The sequence below is a fragment of the Streptomyces sp. NPDC002588 genome (assembly GCF_040295925.1).
Taxonomy (GTDB): domain Bacteria; phylum Actinomycetota; class Actinomycetes; order Streptomycetales; family Streptomycetaceae; genus Streptomyces.
The window spans coordinates 1-16,464 of record NZ_JBEOWF010000071.1 but is presented as its reverse complement, the minus strand read 5'-3'; the positions used below and the strand labels follow the sequence as shown (position 1 = coordinate 16,464).

Annotated in this window: 17 protein-coding genes; 13 read left to right on the top strand and 4 right to left on the bottom strand. The window is 72.1% G+C overall.

The window, feature by feature from the left end:
* Positions 1-5 precede the first annotated feature (5 nt).
* The 7 genes from ABT057_RS46415 (at position 6) to ABT057_RS46385 (ending at position 7,196) form a co-directional block, all read left to right on the top strand.
* Positions 6-1,286, top strand: a complete 1,281-nt coding sequence (locus tag ABT057_RS46415; RefSeq protein WP_352350951.1) for a GAF domain-containing protein — start codon at positions 6-8, stop codon at positions 1,284-1,286.
* A gap of 52 nt (positions 1,287-1,338) precedes the next feature.
* Entirely contained in the window at positions 1,339-2,862 is a 1,524-nt protein-coding gene (locus ABT057_RS46410) for an aldehyde dehydrogenase family protein (RefSeq protein ID WP_352350949.1), read from the top strand.
* 16 nt (positions 2,863-2,878) lie between these two features.
* Positions 2,879-3,247, top strand: coding sequence for a DUF779 domain-containing protein (locus tag ABT057_RS46405; RefSeq protein ID WP_352350947.1), 369 nt, complete (start codon positions 2,879-2,881; stop codon positions 3,245-3,247).
* Positions 3,248-3,258: 11 nt separating this feature from the next.
* Positions 3,259-4,272, top strand: coding sequence for a zinc-dependent alcohol dehydrogenase (locus ABT057_RS46400; protein WP_352350945.1), 1,014 nt, complete (start codon positions 3,259-3,261; stop codon positions 4,270-4,272).
* Between the two features lie 76 nt (positions 4,273-4,348).
* The gene (locus ABT057_RS46395) at positions 4,349-5,464 is read left to right on the top strand and encodes an NAD(P) transhydrogenase subunit alpha (RefSeq protein ID WP_352350943.1); all 1,116 of its coding nucleotides are present in this window, start codon (positions 4,349-4,351) and stop codon (positions 5,462-5,464) included.
* Complete coding sequence (locus ABT057_RS46390) at positions 5,461-5,772, top strand: NAD(P) transhydrogenase subunit alpha part 2 (protein ID WP_352350941.1); 312 nt, start codon at positions 5,461-5,463, stop codon at positions 5,770-5,772. The genes ABT057_RS46395 and ABT057_RS46390 overlap by 4 nt, the downstream gene beginning before the upstream one ends.
* Before the next feature lie 5 nt (positions 5,773-5,777).
* Positions 5,778-7,196 (top strand): NAD(P)(+) transhydrogenase (Re/Si-specific) subunit beta, encoded by a 1,419-nt coding sequence (locus ABT057_RS46385; RefSeq protein WP_352350939.1) that lies wholly within the window; start codon positions 5,778-5,780, stop codon positions 7,194-7,196.
* A gap of 72 nt (positions 7,197-7,268) precedes the next feature.
* Here ABT057_RS46385 and ABT057_RS46380 read toward each other — a convergent pair whose 3' ends face one another.
* On the bottom strand, positions 7,269-8,285 hold the full coding sequence (locus tag ABT057_RS46380; RefSeq protein ID WP_352350937.1) for an Acg family FMN-binding oxidoreductase: 1,017 nt from the start codon (positions 8,283-8,285) through the stop codon (positions 7,269-7,271).
* A gap of 285 nt (positions 8,286-8,570) precedes the next feature.
* Between ABT057_RS46380 and ABT057_RS46375 the strand changes: the two genes are divergently transcribed.
* Positions 8,571-9,470, top strand: a complete 900-nt coding sequence (locus ABT057_RS46375) for a DUF1918 domain-containing protein (protein WP_352350935.1) — start codon at positions 8,571-8,573, stop codon at positions 9,468-9,470.
* Between the two features lie 76 nt (positions 9,471-9,546).
* On the opposite strand, the gene ABT057_RS46370 is transcribed toward ABT057_RS46375, so the two are convergent.
* Positions 9,547-10,176, bottom strand: coding sequence for a nucleotidyltransferase domain-containing protein (locus ABT057_RS46370; protein ID WP_352350933.1), 630 nt, complete (start codon positions 10,174-10,176; stop codon positions 9,547-9,549).
* Between the two features lie 283 nt (positions 10,177-10,459).
* Between ABT057_RS46370 and ABT057_RS46365 the strand changes: the two genes are divergently transcribed.
* Positions 10,460-11,377, top strand: a complete 918-nt coding sequence (locus ABT057_RS46365; RefSeq protein WP_352350931.1) for an aldo/keto reductase — start codon at positions 10,460-10,462, stop codon at positions 11,375-11,377.
* Positions 11,378-11,431: 54 nt separating this feature from the next.
* Here ABT057_RS46365 and ABT057_RS46360 read toward each other — a convergent pair whose 3' ends face one another.
* Positions 11,432-12,241 (bottom strand): alpha/beta fold hydrolase, encoded by an 810-nt coding sequence (locus ABT057_RS46360; RefSeq protein ID WP_352350929.1) that lies wholly within the window; start codon positions 12,239-12,241, stop codon positions 11,432-11,434.
* Positions 12,242-12,367: 126 nt separating this feature from the next.
* On the opposite strand from ABT057_RS46360, the gene ABT057_RS46355 reads away from it, so the two are divergent.
* Positions 12,368-12,973 carry a TetR/AcrR family transcriptional regulator gene (locus ABT057_RS46355; RefSeq protein WP_352350927.1) on the top strand — a complete coding sequence of 202 codons (606 nt, stop codon included), beginning with the start codon at positions 12,368-12,370 and terminating at the stop codon, positions 12,971-12,973.
* A gap of 68 nt (positions 12,974-13,041) precedes the next feature.
* Here ABT057_RS46355 and mftG read toward each other — a convergent pair whose 3' ends face one another.
* Entirely contained in the window at positions 13,042-14,595 is a 1,554-nt protein-coding gene (gene mftG / locus ABT057_RS46350; RefSeq protein ID WP_352350924.1) for a mycofactocin dehydrogenase MftG, read from the bottom strand.
* Positions 14,596-14,710: 115 nt separating this feature from the next.
* Here mftG and mftA point away from each other — a divergent pair, with 115 nt between their 5' ends.
* The 3 genes from mftA to mftC are packed head-to-tail and all read left to right on the top strand — an operon-like array spanning position 14,711 to position 16,366.
* Positions 14,711-14,839: a mycofactocin precursor MftA gene (gene mftA / locus ABT057_RS46345; protein ID WP_352350922.1), complete on the top strand. Its 129-nt coding sequence runs from the start codon at positions 14,711-14,713 to the stop codon at positions 14,837-14,839.
* Between the two features lie 7 nt (positions 14,840-14,846).
* A complete protein-coding gene (gene mftB, locus ABT057_RS46340; protein ID WP_352350920.1) occupies positions 14,847-15,134 on the top strand; it encodes a mycofactocin biosynthesis chaperone MftB in 288 nt (95 codons plus the stop codon).
* Positions 15,131-16,366, top strand: coding sequence for a mycofactocin radical SAM maturase (mftC, locus tag ABT057_RS46335; RefSeq protein ID WP_352350918.1), 1,236 nt, complete (start codon positions 15,131-15,133; stop codon positions 16,364-16,366). The genes mftB and mftC overlap by 4 nt, the downstream gene beginning before the upstream one ends.
* Positions 16,367-16,464: the final 98 nt, after the last annotated feature.

Here is a 16,464-nt window from a genome sequence, read left to right as displayed (position 1 = left end):
GTGCCATGGACGTTTCCACCGCCTCGGTCCCCGCGCCGAGCGCCGCCCGCGAGCCGGGCGTGCGCGGTCTCGTCGCCGACTCCTGGCAACGCTGCGAAGCGTGCGGAATACGCCCCGACAGCGGCCCTCCGCCACCTCTGCGCTGGACGTCCGAGGAACTCGGCGCCTATCGCCGCGCCCACCCCCTCGCCGCCGTACTGCCCCTGTTCCGCGAACTGCTGGGCGCCGGCGCCGCAGACGACGGGCATGTGTTCGCGGTCGGCGACGCCGGCGGCGCCCTGCTGTGGGTCGAGGGCGACACCGCGGCCATGAGACGGGCCGAGCGCATGCACTTCGTCGAGGGAGCCGTCTGGTCGGAGCGACAGGCCGGCACCAACGCCCCCGGTACCGCACTGGAGTTGGGCCGTCCCGTGCAGATCGTGACGGGTGAGCACTACAGCGCCGCCGTGCACGCCTGGTCCTGCGCCGCGGCCCCCGTACGGGACCCCGTCACGGGGCGCGTGCTGGGCGTGGTCGACCTGTCCGGCGGCGCCACCATCGCCACCCCGCCCGCCCTGGCCGCGGTCCGGGCCGCCGCGCTGGCGGCCGAGGCACACCTCGCCCGGCTGCCGTCCGTACCGCTCCTCGGGCCGGACGGCGCCCCGGCGTTCCCGGGCGAGGTCCGCCTGCTGGCCCTGGGCCGGGACAGCGCCGTCCTGGACCACGCCGGCCGGGAACGTCACCTCAGCCCCCGGCACAGCGAGATCGTGCTGGCGCTCGCCCTGGCCCGCCGGGGCGTGACCGGGGACCGGCTCGCCGTGGACCTCTCGGAACGCGAGGTGCCCGCCTCGACACTGCGCGCCGAAATGACGCGCCTGCGTGCCGCCTTGGGGCCGGAGCTGCTCGGCTCCCGCCCGTACGCGCTGCTGCGCCCCGTACGGACCGACTTCGACGACGTGTCCCGGCTCCTGGCCGACGGCCGGGTCGGCGAGGCGCTCGCCCGCTACCCCGGCCCGCTGCTGCCGCGTTCCGAGGCACCGGCCGTCGTCGCGCACCGGCGCTCCCTGGAGCAGCAGTTGCGCGGGGCCGTCCTCGGCAGCGGTGACGCCCGGCTGCTGCGCCGCTGGGTGGAAGCGGCCTGGGGCGCCGAGGACCTCGGTGCCTGGGCGGCCCTGGCCCGGACGCTGCCCGCCGGCTCGCCGCAGCATGCCGCGGCCGCCGCGCGGGCCCGCGCGCTGAACCTGGAGACGGCCGTGTTTCCCCAGGTCCGGCGGCATGCAGCGGTGTTGCAGCGTTCCCGCGCCTAGCGTTCCGAACATCCCCCGATCGTCGTGATCGGACGTCATCCGAGAGGAGACGGTGATGAAGTACGAGCCTCCGGGTGCGCCGGGCAGTCCAGTCGACGTCGCGCCCCGCTACGAGAACTTCATCGGCGGCAAGTGGCAGGCACCGACCACGGGTCAGTACACGCCGAACCTGTGCCCCGCCACCGCCAAGCCCATCTGCGAGATCCCCAAGTCCGGTGCCGAGGACATCGAACACGCCCTCGACGCCGCGCACACGGCCAAGGACGCGTGGGGCGAGGCCTCCACGGCCCAGCGCGCCGCGGTCCTCAACAAGATGGCCGACGCCATCGACGCCCACCGCGAGGAACTGGCCATCGCCGAGAGCTGGGAGAACGGCAAGCCGGTCCGCGAGACCCTGGCCGCCGACATCCCGCTCGCCGCCGACCACTTCCGCTACTTCGCGGCCGCGATCCGCTCCGAGGAGAGCCGGATCACCGAGATCGACAAGGAGACCGTCGCCTACCACTTCCACGAGCCGCTCGGCGTGGTCGGACAGATCATCCCGTTCAACTTCCCGCTGCTGATGGCCGCGTGGAAGCTGGCCCCGGCGCTCGCCGCCGGCAACGCCACGGTGATCAAGCCGGCCTCCCCGACCCCGTGGTCGATCCTGAAGCTGATGGAGGTCGTCGGAGACATCGTGCCGCCCGGCGTCCTCAACGTCGTCAACGGCCCCGGCGCCGAGATCGGCAAGGCGCTCGCCACCAACAAGCGCATCGCCAAGGTCGCCTTCACCGGCGAGACCACCACGGGCCGCCTCATCATGCAGTACGCGTCCCAGAACATCATCCCGGTCACCCTGGAGCTGGGCGGCAAGTCGCCGAACATCTTCTTCAACGACGTGGCCTCGGCCGACGACGACTTCCTCAGCAAGGCGGTCGAAGGACTCGTCCTGTACGCGTTCAACAAGGGCGAGGTCTGCACCTGCCCCTCCCGCGCCCTCATCCAGGAGGACATCTACGAGGAGTTCATGGGCCGCTGCCTGGAGCGCATCCGGGCCATCAAGCAGGGCGACCCGCTCGACACCGCGACCATGATCGGCCCCCAGGTGTCGAAGCAGCAGGTCGAGAAGATCGCCTCGTACGTCGACATCGGCGTCAAGGAGGGTGCCGAACTGCTGATCGGAGGCCACCGGCCCACGCTCGACGGGGAGTTCGCGAACGGCTACTTCTACGAGCCGACCGTCCTCAAGGGCCACAACAAGATGCGGGTCTTCCAGGAGGAGATCTTCGGACCCGTCCTCGCCGTCACCACCTTCAAGGACGAGGCCGAGGCCCTCGAGATCGCCAACGACACCCTGTACGGCCTCGGCGCCGGCGTGTGGAGCCGCGACGGCGCCCTCGCCTACCGCATGGGCCGTGCCATCAAGGCCGGCCGGGTCTGGACGAACTGCTACCACCAGTACCCCGCCGGTGCCGCCTTCGGCGGTTACAAGGTCTCCGGCATCGGCCGCGAGAACCACCGGATGATGCTCGAGCACTACAGCCAGACCAAGAACCTCCTGGTCAGCTACGGCACCAAGCCGCTCGGGCTGTTCTAGGAAGGAGGGCGGCGACATGCCCGCGAAGGTCGAGAACGGCACCGCCGGGCGCGTCACCGTCACCCGGGCGGCCCGCAGGGCGATCGAGGCCCTGCGCGCCGCCCAGGGCCGGCCGGTGATGTTCGTCCAGTCCGGGGGCTGCTGCGACGGCAGCGACCCGATGTGCTTCCCCGGCGGCGAATTCGCCCTGGGGGAGGGCGACATGCTCGTCGGCGTGGTGCACGGCTGCACCTTCCACATGAACGCCGACCACTACGAGGCGCTCGGCCGCCCGCTCCTCGTCCTGGACGTCGAACCGGGCACACCGGGCGGCTTCTCCCTCCCCGCCGGGGACGGACAGCACTTCGTCACCCGGGTCAAGGTGCCCCGGCGCCACAGCAGTTGAGGAGCAGGACAATGAAGGCAGCAGTCGTCACCGAATTCGGCAAGGCCCTGGAGATCCAGGACCTGCCCGTCCCCGAGCCCGGCCCCGGACAGGTACTCGTCCGCATGGAGGCCTCCGGGCTCTGCCACACCGACATCCACGCGGCCCACGGCGACTGGCCGGTCAAGCCGCAGCCGCCGTTCGTCCCCGGCCACGAGGGCATCGGCCCCGTCGAGGCGGTCGGTGCGGGCGTCTCCCCGGACCTGATCGGCAAGCGGGTCGCCGTCCCCTGGCTCGGCTCGTCCTGCGGCACCTGCCGCTACTGCGTCTCCGGCTGGGAGACCCTCTGCCAGTCGCAGGTCAACTCCGGCTACTCCGTGGACGGTTGCTACGCCGAGTACACCGTCGCGAGCGCGGGCGCGGTCGTCCGCGTGCCCGACGGCGTGACGTCGTTCGACGCCGCCCCGCTGACCTGCGCCGGCGTCACCACCTACAAGGCGATCAAGGTCGCCCGCGTGGTGCCGGCCGAGCGGGTCGCCGTGTTCGGCGTCGGCGGCCTCGGCCACCTCGCGGTGCAGTACGCGCGGCTGGTCGGCGGACTGGTCACCGCGGTCGACCTCGCACCGGACAAGCTGGGCCTGGCCCACCGGCTCGGCGCCGATGTGCTGGTCAACGCCCGCACCCACGACCCGGTCGAGGAGATCAGGAAGACCGGCGGAGCGGACGTGGCCGTCGTGCTCGCCGCCGTGCCCCAGGCCTTCGAACAGGCCTACAGGTCGCTCAACCCCGGCGGACGCCTGATCATGGTCGCGATGCCCGCCGACAACGCGGCGATCAAGGTGCCGATCTTCGAGACCGTCGTCGGCGGTATCTCCGTCATCGGTTCCATCGTCGGCACCCGCCAGGACCTGACCGAGGTGTTCGCGCTGCACGCGGCCGGACGCACCCAGGTCATCGCCGAGACCCGGCGACTGGAGGACGTCAACGACTCCTTCGACGAGGTCCTCGACGGACGGGCCGAGGCACGGCTCGTCTTCGAGTTCTGAGCGGCCCGAGCGGCCCGAGAGTTCTGAGAGTTCTGTGGCCCGGCGCCCACCGGGCCACAGGGAGAGGCAGCACACCATGGCCACCGTCACCGTAGGCGCCGTACGGGAGCGGGCACCCGGCGAACGCCGCGTCGCCCTCGTCCCCGAGGCCGTCACCCTTCTGCGCCGGGCCGGACTCGACGTCCTGGTCGAGACCGGGGCGGGCTCCGGAGCCTGGTTCACCGACGCCGACTACACCGCCGCGGGCGCGACCGTCGTCCCCCCGGACGAGCTGTACGCACGCGCCGACGCGGTCCTGTGCGTGGCGGCGCCCGACCCGGAGACCGCCGAGGCACTGCGCCCCGGACAGACCCTCATCGGCCTCCTCGAACCCCTGCGCCACCCCGCGCTGGTCCGGGAACTGACCGGACGCGGAGTGCGCACGGTGAGCCTCGACCTGCTGCCGCGCACCCTCAGCCGCGCCCAGTCCATGGACGCCCTGACCTCCCAGGCCAACGTCGCCGGCTACAAGGCGGCCCTGCTCGCCGCCCACTCCTACGACCGCTTCCTCCCGATGCTGACCACCGCGGCGGGCACCATGCGCCCGGCGCAGGTCCTCGTCCTCGGCGCCGGAGTGGCCGGACTGCAGGCCATCGCCACGGCCCGCCGCCTCGGCGCCGTCGTCACGGCGTACGACGTACGCCCCGCGTCACGAGGGGAGGTGGAGTCCCTCGGTGCCCGGTTCCTCGACGTCCCGCGCCCGCCGGACGAGGCACCGGGCACCGAACGGGGAGGCTACGCACGAGAGCTGACGGAAGAGGAGCAGCGGGCCCAGCGGGAGGCGCTCGACGCGCACATCGCCCGCTCCGACATCGTCATCACCACCGCCCAGGTCCCCGGACGCAAGCCGCCGCTGCTGGTGACCGCCGCCGTCCTGGAGCGGATGCAGCCCGGCTCGGTCGTCGTCGACCTCGCCGCGAGCGAACTCGGCGGCAACGTCGAGAACTCCGAACCCGACAAGACCACCGTCCTGGCGGGCGGCGTCACCGTCATCGGCGCCGGACACCTGCCGTCCGCCATGGCCACCGCCGCCTCCACGGCCTATGCCCGCAACCTCGTCGCCCTGCTGCGCCATCTGGTGCGGGACGGCGAACTCGTCCTCGACCCCGCCGACGAGATCACGGGCGCCCTGATGAGAGGTGAAACGTCATGAACGACCTCGACCTCCTCACCGCGATCACCGTGTTCGTGCTGAGCGTGCTGGTCGGCATCGAGGTCATCAGCAAGGTCCCCGCGACCCTGCACACCCCGCTGATGTCCGGATCCAACTCGGTGCACGGCATCGTCGTCGTCGGCGCCATGCTGATCGCGGCTGAGTCGCACACCTGGCTCGGCTACGTCCTGGCCTTCGTGGCCATGGTCTTCGGCGCGATGAACGTCGTCGGCGGATACGTCGTCACGGACCGGATGCTGGAGATGTTCAAGGCCAGGCCCCAGAACCACGACAAGGCGGAGGTGTGACCGCCATGGACACCGTCTCCCACGCCGTCCAGTACGTCTTCCTGGGCGCCGCCGCCTGCTTCGTGCTCGGCCTGCACCTGATGAACCATCCGCGCACAGCCCGCCGGGGCAACACCCTCTCCGCCGCCGCCATGGCCGTCGCGATCGGAGCCACCGTGTGGCTCGTGGCCGACGAGAACGTGATCAGCGGCACCGGCTGGCTCGTCCTCACCACGGGCGGCCTGGTCGGCGCGGCGCTCGGCCTGTGGGCCGCGCGCGAGGTGCGGATGACCGCCATGCCCCAACTGGTCAGCCTCTTCAACGCCGTCGGCGGCGGCGCGGCCGCGCTCATCGCCGTCAACGACCTGCTCCAGGCCGACGACCCGGCCGCGCTCGGCGCCCGGGTCTCCCTGCCGGGCGCGCTGGACATCGTCATCGGCGCGGTCACCTTCTCCGGCTCGCTCATCGCGGCCGGCAAGCTGCAGGGGATCGTCTCCGGGGCGCCCGTCGTCTTCCCGGGGGCACGGCTGCTGAACGTGCTGCTGCCGGCCTCCTTCGTCGCCGGCACGGTCTGGCTGGTGCTGGCACCGGACTCCCGTACGGCGCTGTACGGGCTGACCGCCGTGGCCCTGCTGTTCGGCGTGACCATGGTGCTGCCCATCGGCGGCGCCGACATGCCGGTCGTCATCGCCCTGCTGAACGCCTTCACGGGCTCCGCGGTCGCGATGGCCGGCTTCGTCCTCGACGAGACCGCCCTCATCATCGCGGGCATGCTCGTCAGCTCCTCGGGCGGCATCCTCACCAAGCTGATGGCGGACGCCATGAACCGGTCCATCGTCAACATCGTCATCGGCGGCTTCGGCACCGGCGACAGCGCGCCCGCGGCGACCGGCGACGGCGGGACCCCGGCCCAGGTGCGGTCGGTCTCCGCGGACGACGTGGCGATCCAGCTGGCGTACGCGAGCAAGGTCGTGTTCGTCCCCGGGTACGGCCTCGCCGCCGCCCAGGCCCAGCACGAACTCGGCGACCTGGCCAAGCTGCTCACCGCACACGGCGTCGACGTCAGCTACGCCGTGCACCCGGTCGCGGGCCGCATGCCCGGCCACATGAACGTGCTGCTGGCCGAAGCCAACGTGCCCTACACCCAGCTCAAGGAGATGGACGAGGCCAACCCGGAGTTCCCGCAGGCGGACGTCGCGCTCGTGGTCGGCGCCAACGACGTGACCAACCCGATCGCCCGCCGCCCCGGCAACGCGATCTCCGGGATGCCGATCCTCGACGTCGACAAGGCGAAGAGCGTCGTCGTCATCAAGCGGTCGATGGGCCACGGCTACGCGGGCATCGACAACGAGCTGTACACCGATCCGAAGACCGGGATGTTCTTCACCGACGCGAAGAAGGGACTGGGCCAACTGAAGGCAGCCGTCGCGGAGTTCGTCGGCTGAGCGCTGAGGTGCACGGGTGGTCCCCCTCTCTCCGGCGGGGGACCACCCGTGCACCTCAGCGGTGTGCGGGACTCACACGATGTCGAGCACCTCCGGCACGGGGCGGCGCGGTGTGCCGGGGCCCGAAGGTCCGTATCCGAGCCGGAGGACCATCTGGATGAATCCCATCGCCGACCGCGGGTCACGCACGGCCCAGCGGAGCTCGGGCCATTCGAGGGCGTGCGAGGTGAGCGAGGTGGCGAGCCCGTCCAGGGTCGCCTGCAGCAGGACGCGCTCCATGGCCTGGCCCGCCACCAGCCAGTCCCTGGGCCGGTCGTCGGCGGTGCCCAGCACGGCGAGCTGCGGCGCGTTCTCGAAGGCGGCGGCCTCGCGGCCGGGAACAGGCGCCCGGGCGGCGAAGTCGCGCACCGGAGCCCTGCCGTAGAGCCTGCGGGGGCCGAAGGCGCGTTCCGGTACGCCGTCACTCGCCGTTTCCGCCGCTTCCGCGCCCACGCGGGTCCACTGCCGCAGTTCCGCGGAGGCGGCGGCGTCCATGGCGTCGCGCCCCTCGGCGTCATGGACCAGATCCAGCAGTGTGTGTACATGCCACGCGTCGGGGAAGGCCAGCCGGGCCCCCTCCAGGAGGGCGGCGGCGCTCAGGGCGTCCTTGATGGCCGGGGGAATCTCCTCGTCGGTGAACGGGTGACGGCTGGTACGGCGGCGGTGGACCGCCGGATACAGCGGGGCGAGATCCTCCGCGAGATCGTCCTCGACGGCGTTCCCGGGAAGGGCCCGGCGCTCGGTCAGCCGTACCACCGCGAGCAGGCGCGGTTCCGCGGGATCGGGCAGCAGCTCGGTCTCCGGTACCCAGCCCGCGTGCGAGGCCGCGACGCGGAGGTTGAACAGGGCGGCGGCACACCCCAGGTGGAGAGCGCGGGTGGTGGGGTCGGCCCGGGGCATGGCGCGCTCGAGATCGGACCACACCTGGAAGGCGTGGTCGCCGCGGAGGAAACGGAATCTCCACGGCTGCGCGTTGTGCATGGACGGAGCCGCTGTGGCGTCTTCGACCAGCGCTGTCACGGTCGTCGCGTCGAGTTCGCGTAGGGACACTTGACCTGCCTCCCTCCAGGGCCGGCCGGCCGTTCACGGAAGGTGATGCCCGTCTCCTCCACTATTCCACGGCGGTCCCGGTCCTGTACGGTCCCGGCCGCGCGGCGGGGGCACCGGTCGGGTCAGGGGTCCGGCCCCGACGGCCCGGCGATCCGCCCCGATGTGAGGGGCACAACGATGCCGCATACCGTGGAAGTGGCCGACCGTGACATCGACGGCTCGAGATGTGTGCCGGCGAAGGCAGCCATGCGTGACACGCGGGACTCTCAGGAAACGGTGGCGATCATGCGAGCTCAACTCGGCGATCAACTCGTGGTCGAGGGCCCGGGCGCCGGTGCCGCCCGGCGCGACGGCGAGATTGTCGGACTCCGTCACGCGGACGGTTCCCCGCCCTACGACGTGCGCTGGTCGGACACCGGTGACGTCACCCTCGTCTTCCCCGGGCCGGACGCGCACATCCGGCACCCCGAGCACGCCCCCGCGAGCGCGTACGACGGCCCGCGGGCCACGGGAGCCGACGGCACCGGAACGGGCCGGGCGGTCAACCCCGGCGACATCGGCCGGCGCCTCGCCGCCGAGCGCGCCCGCCAGGGGCTGTCCCGGGAGGAGACGGCCCGCCGCGCCGGCATGGCACCGGCATATCTGGCCTACCTCGAGGAACAGCCGGCGGACCCGACCATGGCCAGTCTCATCAAGGTGGCCGACGCACTGGGCACCAGCGTCGCGGCCCTCCGCGGCGGCGGAGTCGAGCTGCCGCCGGGGCAGGGCGAGGCGCTCCTGCACCCGCGACTGCGGGATCTCGATCCCCAGGAGTGCCGTGCCCGCCTGGGCACGCACGGCGTGGGGCGCGTCGCCGTGTCGACACCGGACGGCCCGGCCGTGGTTCCGGTGAACTACGACGTCATCGATGACGCGCTCGTGTTCCGGACGGCCCCGCATTCGGCGCCGGCGTCGGCCGTCGGAGCGGAGGTCGCCTTCGAGGTCGACCATGTGGACGAGGCGATGAGCCGAGGCTGGAGCGTGCTCGTCGTAGGACCGGCGCGCGTGGTCACCGAGCCCGGCATGGTACGGAAACTGGCCGATCGCGCCCACACCGGGCCGTGGGCCGGGGGCGACCGCGAGATGTGGGTCTCGATCCGCCTCACCCGCGTCACGGGACGCCGAATCACGTCGGCGGAACAGTGACGGTGCGGGTGCGGTCCGTGGTTGCCCGGTGGCCGGTGATCCAGCGGATGCAGGCCGACGACACGGCCCGCGTCGGTCACCCCGCCAGATCCGCCAGCCATGGATGCCCGGGGGGCAGCCGGCCACCGAGGGCCTCCCGCCGTGCCCTGCCGAGCAGCGGCAGCACCCGGTCGAAGTCCGCCCGGTCTTTGGGCCGTGTCCCCTTCGCCTTGAACAGCAACACCAACTCCGGTACCAGGTACGGGATCCCGTCCGCCGTTCGGTCGATGACCGCGTCGTACGGCAGCCGAAGCCTCTCGTCCCGCCGGTAGATCCACGTGGCGCCGTCGTGCGGCTCGCGGAAGACGTCGAACAGGAACCGGCCGCTCGCCGGATCCCGCAGCCAGGTCTGCCGTGTGGCAGCCAGTGCCTCGGGTCCGGCATCCGGCCAGGCCCGGCCCGAACCCACCGCGTCGAACCGGCACTCGGGAAAGCGGCGTCGAATCTCCGGGAACCCCGCCGCGGGAACGGCGATCTCCAGATCGCCGTGCGGCCGCGACTGCTCCCCGCGGAACAGATCCAGCGCCCACCCCGCCACGACACACCAGGGCACTCCGACCCCGTCCAGCCGCTCCGCGACCTGTTCCGGCCGCCAGGCGTCCGCCCAGCGGGCCTCCAGTTCGTCCGCATCGAGCACAACGCCGCCGGGCGGGAGGTGTTCGGCCATCGGCACAATCTACCGGGAGTCGGGCGGACGGATCGGTCGCCCGGCGCCGGCCTCGAGCGTCGACGCCGCGCCGTCTCCCGGCCGGCCTGCTAGGATGCCGGTCATCGCGTGAGCCTCCTCGGTGCGGATTCCGATCCGCCGGGGAGGCTTTTTTCGTGCCCGGGTCCAGTCTGTCCCGGCACCGATGGGTCCGCTGCGAAGGTTCTCGCCCCGCCGGGCGGTCTTGACGAGCCGCGCCACCCATCCGTTCCGTGTTCCCCATCCGCAAGAGGAGATCCATGTCATGAGCCCACGGACGAACACCGCGGCAGCCACAGGGACTTGGCGACTCGGTGACCTGACCGTCAACCGCGTCGGGTTCGGCGCGATGCGTCTGACCGGTACCGCGCCCTTCGACCTCGGCGTGCCGCGCGACCGCGAGCGGTCGATCGGCGTGCTCCGGAGGGCGGTCGAGCTCGGCGTGAACCACATCGACACCGCCGCGTTCTACTTCTCGTCGACGCGCTCCGCCAACGAGCTGATCAACCGGGCGCTGGCGCCGTACCCGGAGGATCTGGTCATCGCCACCAAGGTCTGGCCGGGCCGCGATCCCTCGGGCGCGTGGGGGTGGGCGACACCGGCGCAGTTGCGCGGCCAGGTCGAGGAGAACCTGCGCCAACTCGGCCGCGATCACCTGGACGTGGTGAATCTTCGGGTGCCGCCGAGTCGGCGGAACGGCTCGATCGCCGAGCACTTCGGCGCGTTGGCCGAACTGCGCGACGCCGGGCTGATCCGGCACCTCGGTGTCTCCAACGTCACGTCCGGGCAACTGGGCGAGGCCCTGGCCATCGCCCCGGTCGTATGCGTGCAGAACCCTTACGGGATCGGTGCGCTGAGCGAGGACCAGGCTCTCCTGCGGCTCTGCGGTGAACTCGGCCTCGCTTTCGTCCCCTTCTTCGCGATCGCCGGTTCCGGGCGCGAGGCGGGTCCGGCTGCCGGTGACAGCGAGGCGGTGTGCGCCGTCGCCCACGCGCACGGTGTGTCCGTCGCGCAGGTCCGGCTGGCCTGGACCTTGCGGCAGGGGCCGCATGTGCTGGCGATCCCGGGCACCGGTGATCCGGACCACCTCGCGCAGAACATGGCGGCCGGCACGCTGCGGCTCTCGGATGAGGAGGTGGCACGCCTCACCTCGCTGGGGCGCGGGCCCTCCGGGAGATCCTGACGCGGTCGGCCGCGGAGCCGGCCGGGGCGAGCCATCGGGCCCGGCCTTCCGGGGTCAGTGCCGCGGCCGGCCGGTGGCGTGGGCGTCGGCGAAGTCCCAGAGGATCGGCAGGAGTTGCTCGGGCGTCTCGCTCTGCGGCATGTGGCCGGTGCCCTCCATCAGGCGGAACTCCGCGTCCGGGACGGCCTGTGCGTACGCGCGTCCGTAGTCGGCGTCCACGATCTGGTCGCTCGCGCCCCAGGCGACCAGGGTCGGACGGGTGACCTTGGCGAGACGCTCGGGCAGGGTGGGGTCGGCCATGGCGTGCGGGCCCGAATACACCTGGAGGGCGGCACGGTTGGCGGCCATGACCGCACGCTGTGCCTCGGTCAGCGTGCCGGGGTCGAAGCGGAACTTCGAGGGGTCGTGGAAGGAGAGGCGGGACAGCTCGAGGGGCGTCAGCGAGAAGGTGTCGGCTATCGGGTGGCCGGGGACGGGGATGCCGACCGCGTTGACGAGGGTGACGCTGCTGATCCGGTCACTGCCCGACGCCGCCAGTTCCGCGGAGATCCAACCGCCGATCGAATTCCCGACGACGGCGACGTCCCGCAGGCCGAGCGCGTCGAGCAGATGGGCGTACACCTTTGCCAGGGTCGTCACGTCGGTCAGCCACTCGGGGCGGACGGTGCCGTCGAAGCCGGGGTGGACGGGGGTGAACACCCTGGCCGGCCGCTGTGCGGCGAGGAGGGAGGCGAACGGGGCGACGGTCTGCGGGCCGCCGCCCCCGTGCAGGAGCAGGAAGGGGTGTCCCTGCTCGCCGTGGAGGTCGACGGTGATGTCGAGGGTGCCCTGGTCGAGCGTGAGGGTGTGGGTGCTGCGGGTCATTTCCGTGCTCCTTCGTGAGAGTTGACTCTCACGACATTAGGTGAGTCGGGTTTCGTTATGCAAGTCGACTCTCATAAAGAGAGGCGACTGCTAACATGTGGAGGGACCGACAGGAGGAGTCGCGCGATGACGACGCAGACGGGTGCCGGCCGCACCAACCAGAAGCAGCGCACCCGGACGGCGATCGTGGCGGCCGCCCGGGAACTCGTCGGCACGGGATCCGAGGTCACCATGCCCGCGATCGCCCGCGCGGCCCTGGTCTCCGAGGCCACCGCCTACCGGTACTTCCCGGACCTGCCCTCACTGATCAGCGAGGCCCTGGCCGGTGTCTGGCCGCCCCCCGCCGAAGCGCTCGCACCGGTCGCGGACTCCGTCGACCCCGTCGAACGCGTCGCCTTCGCCTGTGAGTTCCTGCTGCGCGGCATCCTCGCCCGCCAGGGCTCGGTGCGGGCGATGATCGCCGCCACCGTCACCCGGCCCGAGACGGTGGCCACGCGCCCCGGCATCCGCTTCGGACTCATCGACCACGCGCTCCTCCCGCTGGAGGACACCCTCGGCGCCACGGACCCGGACACCTTCGCCCAGCTCAAGCGGGACCTCGCGGTCGTCGTGAGCGCCGAGGCGCTGTTCACGCTCACCGATCTGTGCGGGCTCGGCCCCGACGAGGCCGTCTCAAGCGCCGTACGGACCGCGTCGACGCTCACCGAGGCCGCGGTGCGCTCAGGGTCCTGACCGGCGGGGCCTTGCCGGTGCGGAGGGCGCCGCGGCGTGGCCCCTTCGCGTCCGTGACGGGACAGCGCTCAGGGCAGTTCGTTCCGCATGGCGTGCGCCACGAGTTCGCCGACGAGAACGGCGGTGGCGGCCGGGCCGCGCAGCGGTGCTGTGGGCAGGACGGACGTGTCGGCCACGCGCAGCCCCGCGAGGCCGTGCACCCTGCCGTAGTGGTCGACGGCCGCACCGGGGTCCTCGGCGGGCCCCATGGGCACCGTGCCGCAGGTGTGGTGGGACGTGCCGAGCCGGGCCGCCGTCCACCGGTCGAGTGCCTGGTCGTCGGCGAGCACGTCCGGACCCGGCTCCAGCAGGCCGAGGGAGATGTCGTCGAACGCCCCGGTGGCGGCCAGCGCGGCGGTGGTGCGGATCACCTCGCGCAGCCGGCGCCTGTCGTCGGGCGTCTCCAGGTAGCCGTAGTCGATCCGCGGGGGGACCGCCGGGTCGGCCGAGCGCGTGACGAGCCGGCCGGTCGACCGCGGTGACTGGACGGAGGCGAGGAACGCGAGCGGGGCGCCCGGTACGGCCGTCGTCCCTGCGATCAGGCCCGCGAGGGGGACGAGCGACTGGAGGATCTCCAGGTCGCCGGGGTGTGCTCCGTCGGAGGAGGACAGGTGCAGGGCGCCGCCGAGCCAGGAGCCGGTGGGCGGTTCCGGAGGTTCCCGCGGCATCCACTCAAGCGCCACCTGCGGGTGGTCGCCGAAGTGGGCGCCGACGGCGGGGAGGTCCCTCACGACAGGAAGGCCGAGGCGTTCGAGGTCGGCGCGCGGTCCCACTCCGGACAGGTGCAGCAGATGGGCGGAGGCGAACGCGCCGGCGCACAGCACGACTTCACCGGCCCGCATGGTGGTGGGCCGTCCGTTCCGCTCGACGACCACGCCCGTGGCACGCCCCCGTTCGACGACGACTCGGCGGACCGGGCAGTCGCCCTCCACCGTGAGGTTGGGGCGGTCGAGCGCGCCCAGCAGGTAGGCGATGCCCGTGTTGACGCGTACTCCGTCCACGGCATTGGTCGGTACCGGCCCGAAGCCGGGGGTGCCCTGGGCGTTCTTGTCGGGGTCCTCGGGAAAGCCCAGTTGGCGGGCCGCCTCCCGGAACGCGGCGGCGGCCGGATGGGTCAGATCCGTGCGCCGGACGCGCGTCGGCCCCGTCCCGCCGTGCAGTTGGCCGGCGCCGTGGTCGAGATCGCTCTCCATGCCGCGCATCAGCGGAAGCAGGCGGTCGTACGACCATGCCGCGCCGCCCGCGGCCGACCACCGGTCGAAGTCCTGGCGGCGGGCACGGATGAAGTAGCCGCCGTTGACGGTGGTCGAACCGCCGAGGAAGCGCCCCCGGGGCACCGCGTACGGAAGGTCCGGGGTGAGGTGCACGGCGTACGCGTGCACCGCGGGATGGCCGGGCTGCGCGCCGGGGACGAGTCGCGCGTCCAGCAGGGCGGGCCCGAAGGCGGAGTCGTGGCGGGGCGCGGGCCCGGCCTCCAGGACCAGCACGCTGCGGGCGGGGTCCTCGCTGAGGCGTGCCGCGAGCGCGGAGCCGGCGGCCCCGGAACCCACCACGATGACGTCCGGGTCACCGAAAGAACCCATGGCCACCCGCCCCTTCCTTTTTGGCACTTGGTGCCATTACTCTCCGGACAGCATAACGAGGGGCCCTCGTCCGAATCCACCGAGCGGCCGGACGCCGTCGATCCGAGGAGGTTCCATGAATCAGCCCCACCCGGTCCAGACCGTCGAGGCTCCCGTCGAGGAGGCCACGGCTCCCGAGCCGCTGATCGAGGCCGACGACCTGATCGAAGAGGTCTCGATCGACGGCATGTGCGGCGTCTACTGAGTCCCCGATGACACCCGCCATGACGACCATGGACCTGGACCGTGCCTGGGACCTGCACCCGCAGGTCTCGGTGCGGCCGGAACCGTTCGGCGCGCTGCTCTACCACTTCGGCACGCGCAAGCTGTCCTTCCTGAAGGACCGCCGTCTGCTGACGGTCGTCCGGACTCTCGCGGAGGCGCCCACCGCCCGTGCCGCATGCACGGCGGCCGGCATCGCGGACAGCGAACTGCCGCGCTACGGCAGGGCCCTGGCAGCTCTCGCCCACTCGTCGATGGTCGTCCGGAGGACCTCATGACAGCACCCACGCACGGCACCTCGCGGCTGGCCGACCTGTTCGAGTACGGCCTCGACGCACCGATCTGTCTGACCTGGGAACTGACCTACGCCTGCAATCTGTCGTGCAGCCACTGCCTGTCCGGCTCCGGCCGGCGCGATCCGCGCGAGCTGAGCACCGCCGAGGCCAAGGCCGTCATCGACGAGTTGGAGGCCATGCAGGTCTTCTACGTCAACATCGGCGGCGGCGAGCCCACGGTCCGCCCCGACTTCTGGGAACTGCTGGACTACGCCACCGGTCACCACGTCGGGGTGAAGTTCTCCACCAACGGCGTCCGCATCACCCCGGAGGCCGCGGAACGCCTGGCCCGCAACGACTACGTCGACATCCAGATCTCGCTCGACGGCGCGACCGCGGACGTCAACGACGCGGTACGCGGCGCCGGTTCGTACGAAACGGCGCTCAGGGCCATGGAGAACCTCGCCGCGGCCGGAATGAGGAACTTCAAGCTCTCCGTGGTGTGCACCCGGCACAACATCCCGCAACTGGACGAGTTCAAGACCCTCGCCGACCGCTACGGCGCCCAACTGCGCCTGACCCGGCTGCGCCCCTCCGGCCGCGGCGCCGATGTGTGGGACGAGCTGCACCCGCTGCCCGCGCAACAACGCGAGCTGTACGACTGGCTGGTGGCGCACGGCGACACCGTGCTGACCGGGGACTCCTTCTTCCACCTCTCCGCGTACGGCCAGGCCCTCCCCGGCCTCAACCTCTGCGGCGCAGGACGCGTCGTCTGTCTCATCGACCCCGTCGGGGACGTCTACGCCTGCCCGTTCGCCATCCACGACGAGTTCCTCGCCGGCAACGTCCGCGAGCCGGGCGGCTTCACCGGGGTGTGGCGCGCCTCGGAGCTCTTCCGGCGCCTGCGCGCCCCGCAGAACGGCGGAGCCTGCGGCTCCTGCGCGTTCTACGACACCTGCAAGGGCGGGTGCATGGCCGCGAAGTTCTTCACCGGGCTGCCACTGGACGGCCCCGACCCCGAGTGCGTACAGGGCCACGGCGAACAACTCCTCGCCCGGCGGCCGCAGGACAGGGCGCACCTGCCCAAACCCTCCGTGGACCACTCCCACCGCACCTCACCGACCGCGCGTCCCAGGCCGGTCGACGTGACGCTCGTACGCCGCCGCGAAGACCTGGAGCGGCCCCCGGTGAGCGACTGCGCGGAGCACCCGCTCGCCGGGCTGCGCTTCACCTAGGGTCCTTCTGATGGATCTCCGCGGCGTCGCGACGCCCGGCACGCACTCTCGCCGCACCGGACAAAAGCCCTAGTAGCTCCGCTACGAGGGCTTCCGCC

Coding starts and splice junctions, on each gene's coding strand:
- ABT057_RS46360 (WP_352350929.1), bottom strand. CDS start 12,241: ATGACCCGCAGCACCCACACCCTCACGCTCGACCAGGGCACCCTCGAC.
- ABT057_RS46375 (WP_352350935.1), top strand. CDS start 8,571: ATGCGAGCTCAACTCGGCGATCAACTCGTGGTCGAGGGCCCGGGCGCC.
- ABT057_RS46415 (WP_352350951.1), top strand. CDS start 6: ATGGACGTTTCCACCGCCTCGGTCCCCGCGCCGAGCGCCGCCCGCGAG.
- mftC (WP_352350918.1), top strand. CDS start 15,131: ATGACAGCACCCACGCACGGCACCTCGCGGCTGGCCGACCTGTTCGAG.
- ABT057_RS46355 (WP_352350927.1), top strand. CDS start 12,368: ATGACGACGCAGACGGGTGCCGGCCGCACCAACCAGAAGCAGCGCACC.
- ABT057_RS46405 (WP_352350947.1), top strand. CDS start 2,879: ATGCCCGCGAAGGTCGAGAACGGCACCGCCGGGCGCGTCACCGTCACC.
- ABT057_RS46385 (WP_352350939.1), top strand. CDS start 5,778: ATGGACACCGTCTCCCACGCCGTCCAGTACGTCTTCCTGGGCGCCGCC.
- mftG (WP_352350924.1), bottom strand. CDS start 14,595: ATGGGTTCTTTCGGTGACCCGGACGTCATCGTGGTGGGTTCCGGGGCC.
- mftA (WP_352350922.1), top strand. CDS start 14,711: ATGAATCAGCCCCACCCGGTCCAGACCGTCGAGGCTCCCGTCGAGGAG.
- ABT057_RS46365 (WP_352350931.1), top strand. CDS start 10,460: ATGAGCCCACGGACGAACACCGCGGCAGCCACAGGGACTTGGCGACTC.
- ABT057_RS46390 (WP_352350941.1), top strand. CDS start 5,461: ATGAACGACCTCGACCTCCTCACCGCGATCACCGTGTTCGTGCTGAGC.
- ABT057_RS46370 (WP_352350933.1), bottom strand. CDS start 10,176: ATGGCCGAACACCTCCCGCCCGGCGGCGTTGTGCTCGATGCGGACGAA.
- mftB (WP_352350920.1), top strand. CDS start 14,847: ATGACACCCGCCATGACGACCATGGACCTGGACCGTGCCTGGGACCTG.
- ABT057_RS46400 (WP_352350945.1), top strand. CDS start 3,259: ATGAAGGCAGCAGTCGTCACCGAATTCGGCAAGGCCCTGGAGATCCAG.
- ABT057_RS46395 (WP_352350943.1), top strand. CDS start 4,349: ATGGCCACCGTCACCGTAGGCGCCGTACGGGAGCGGGCACCCGGCGAA.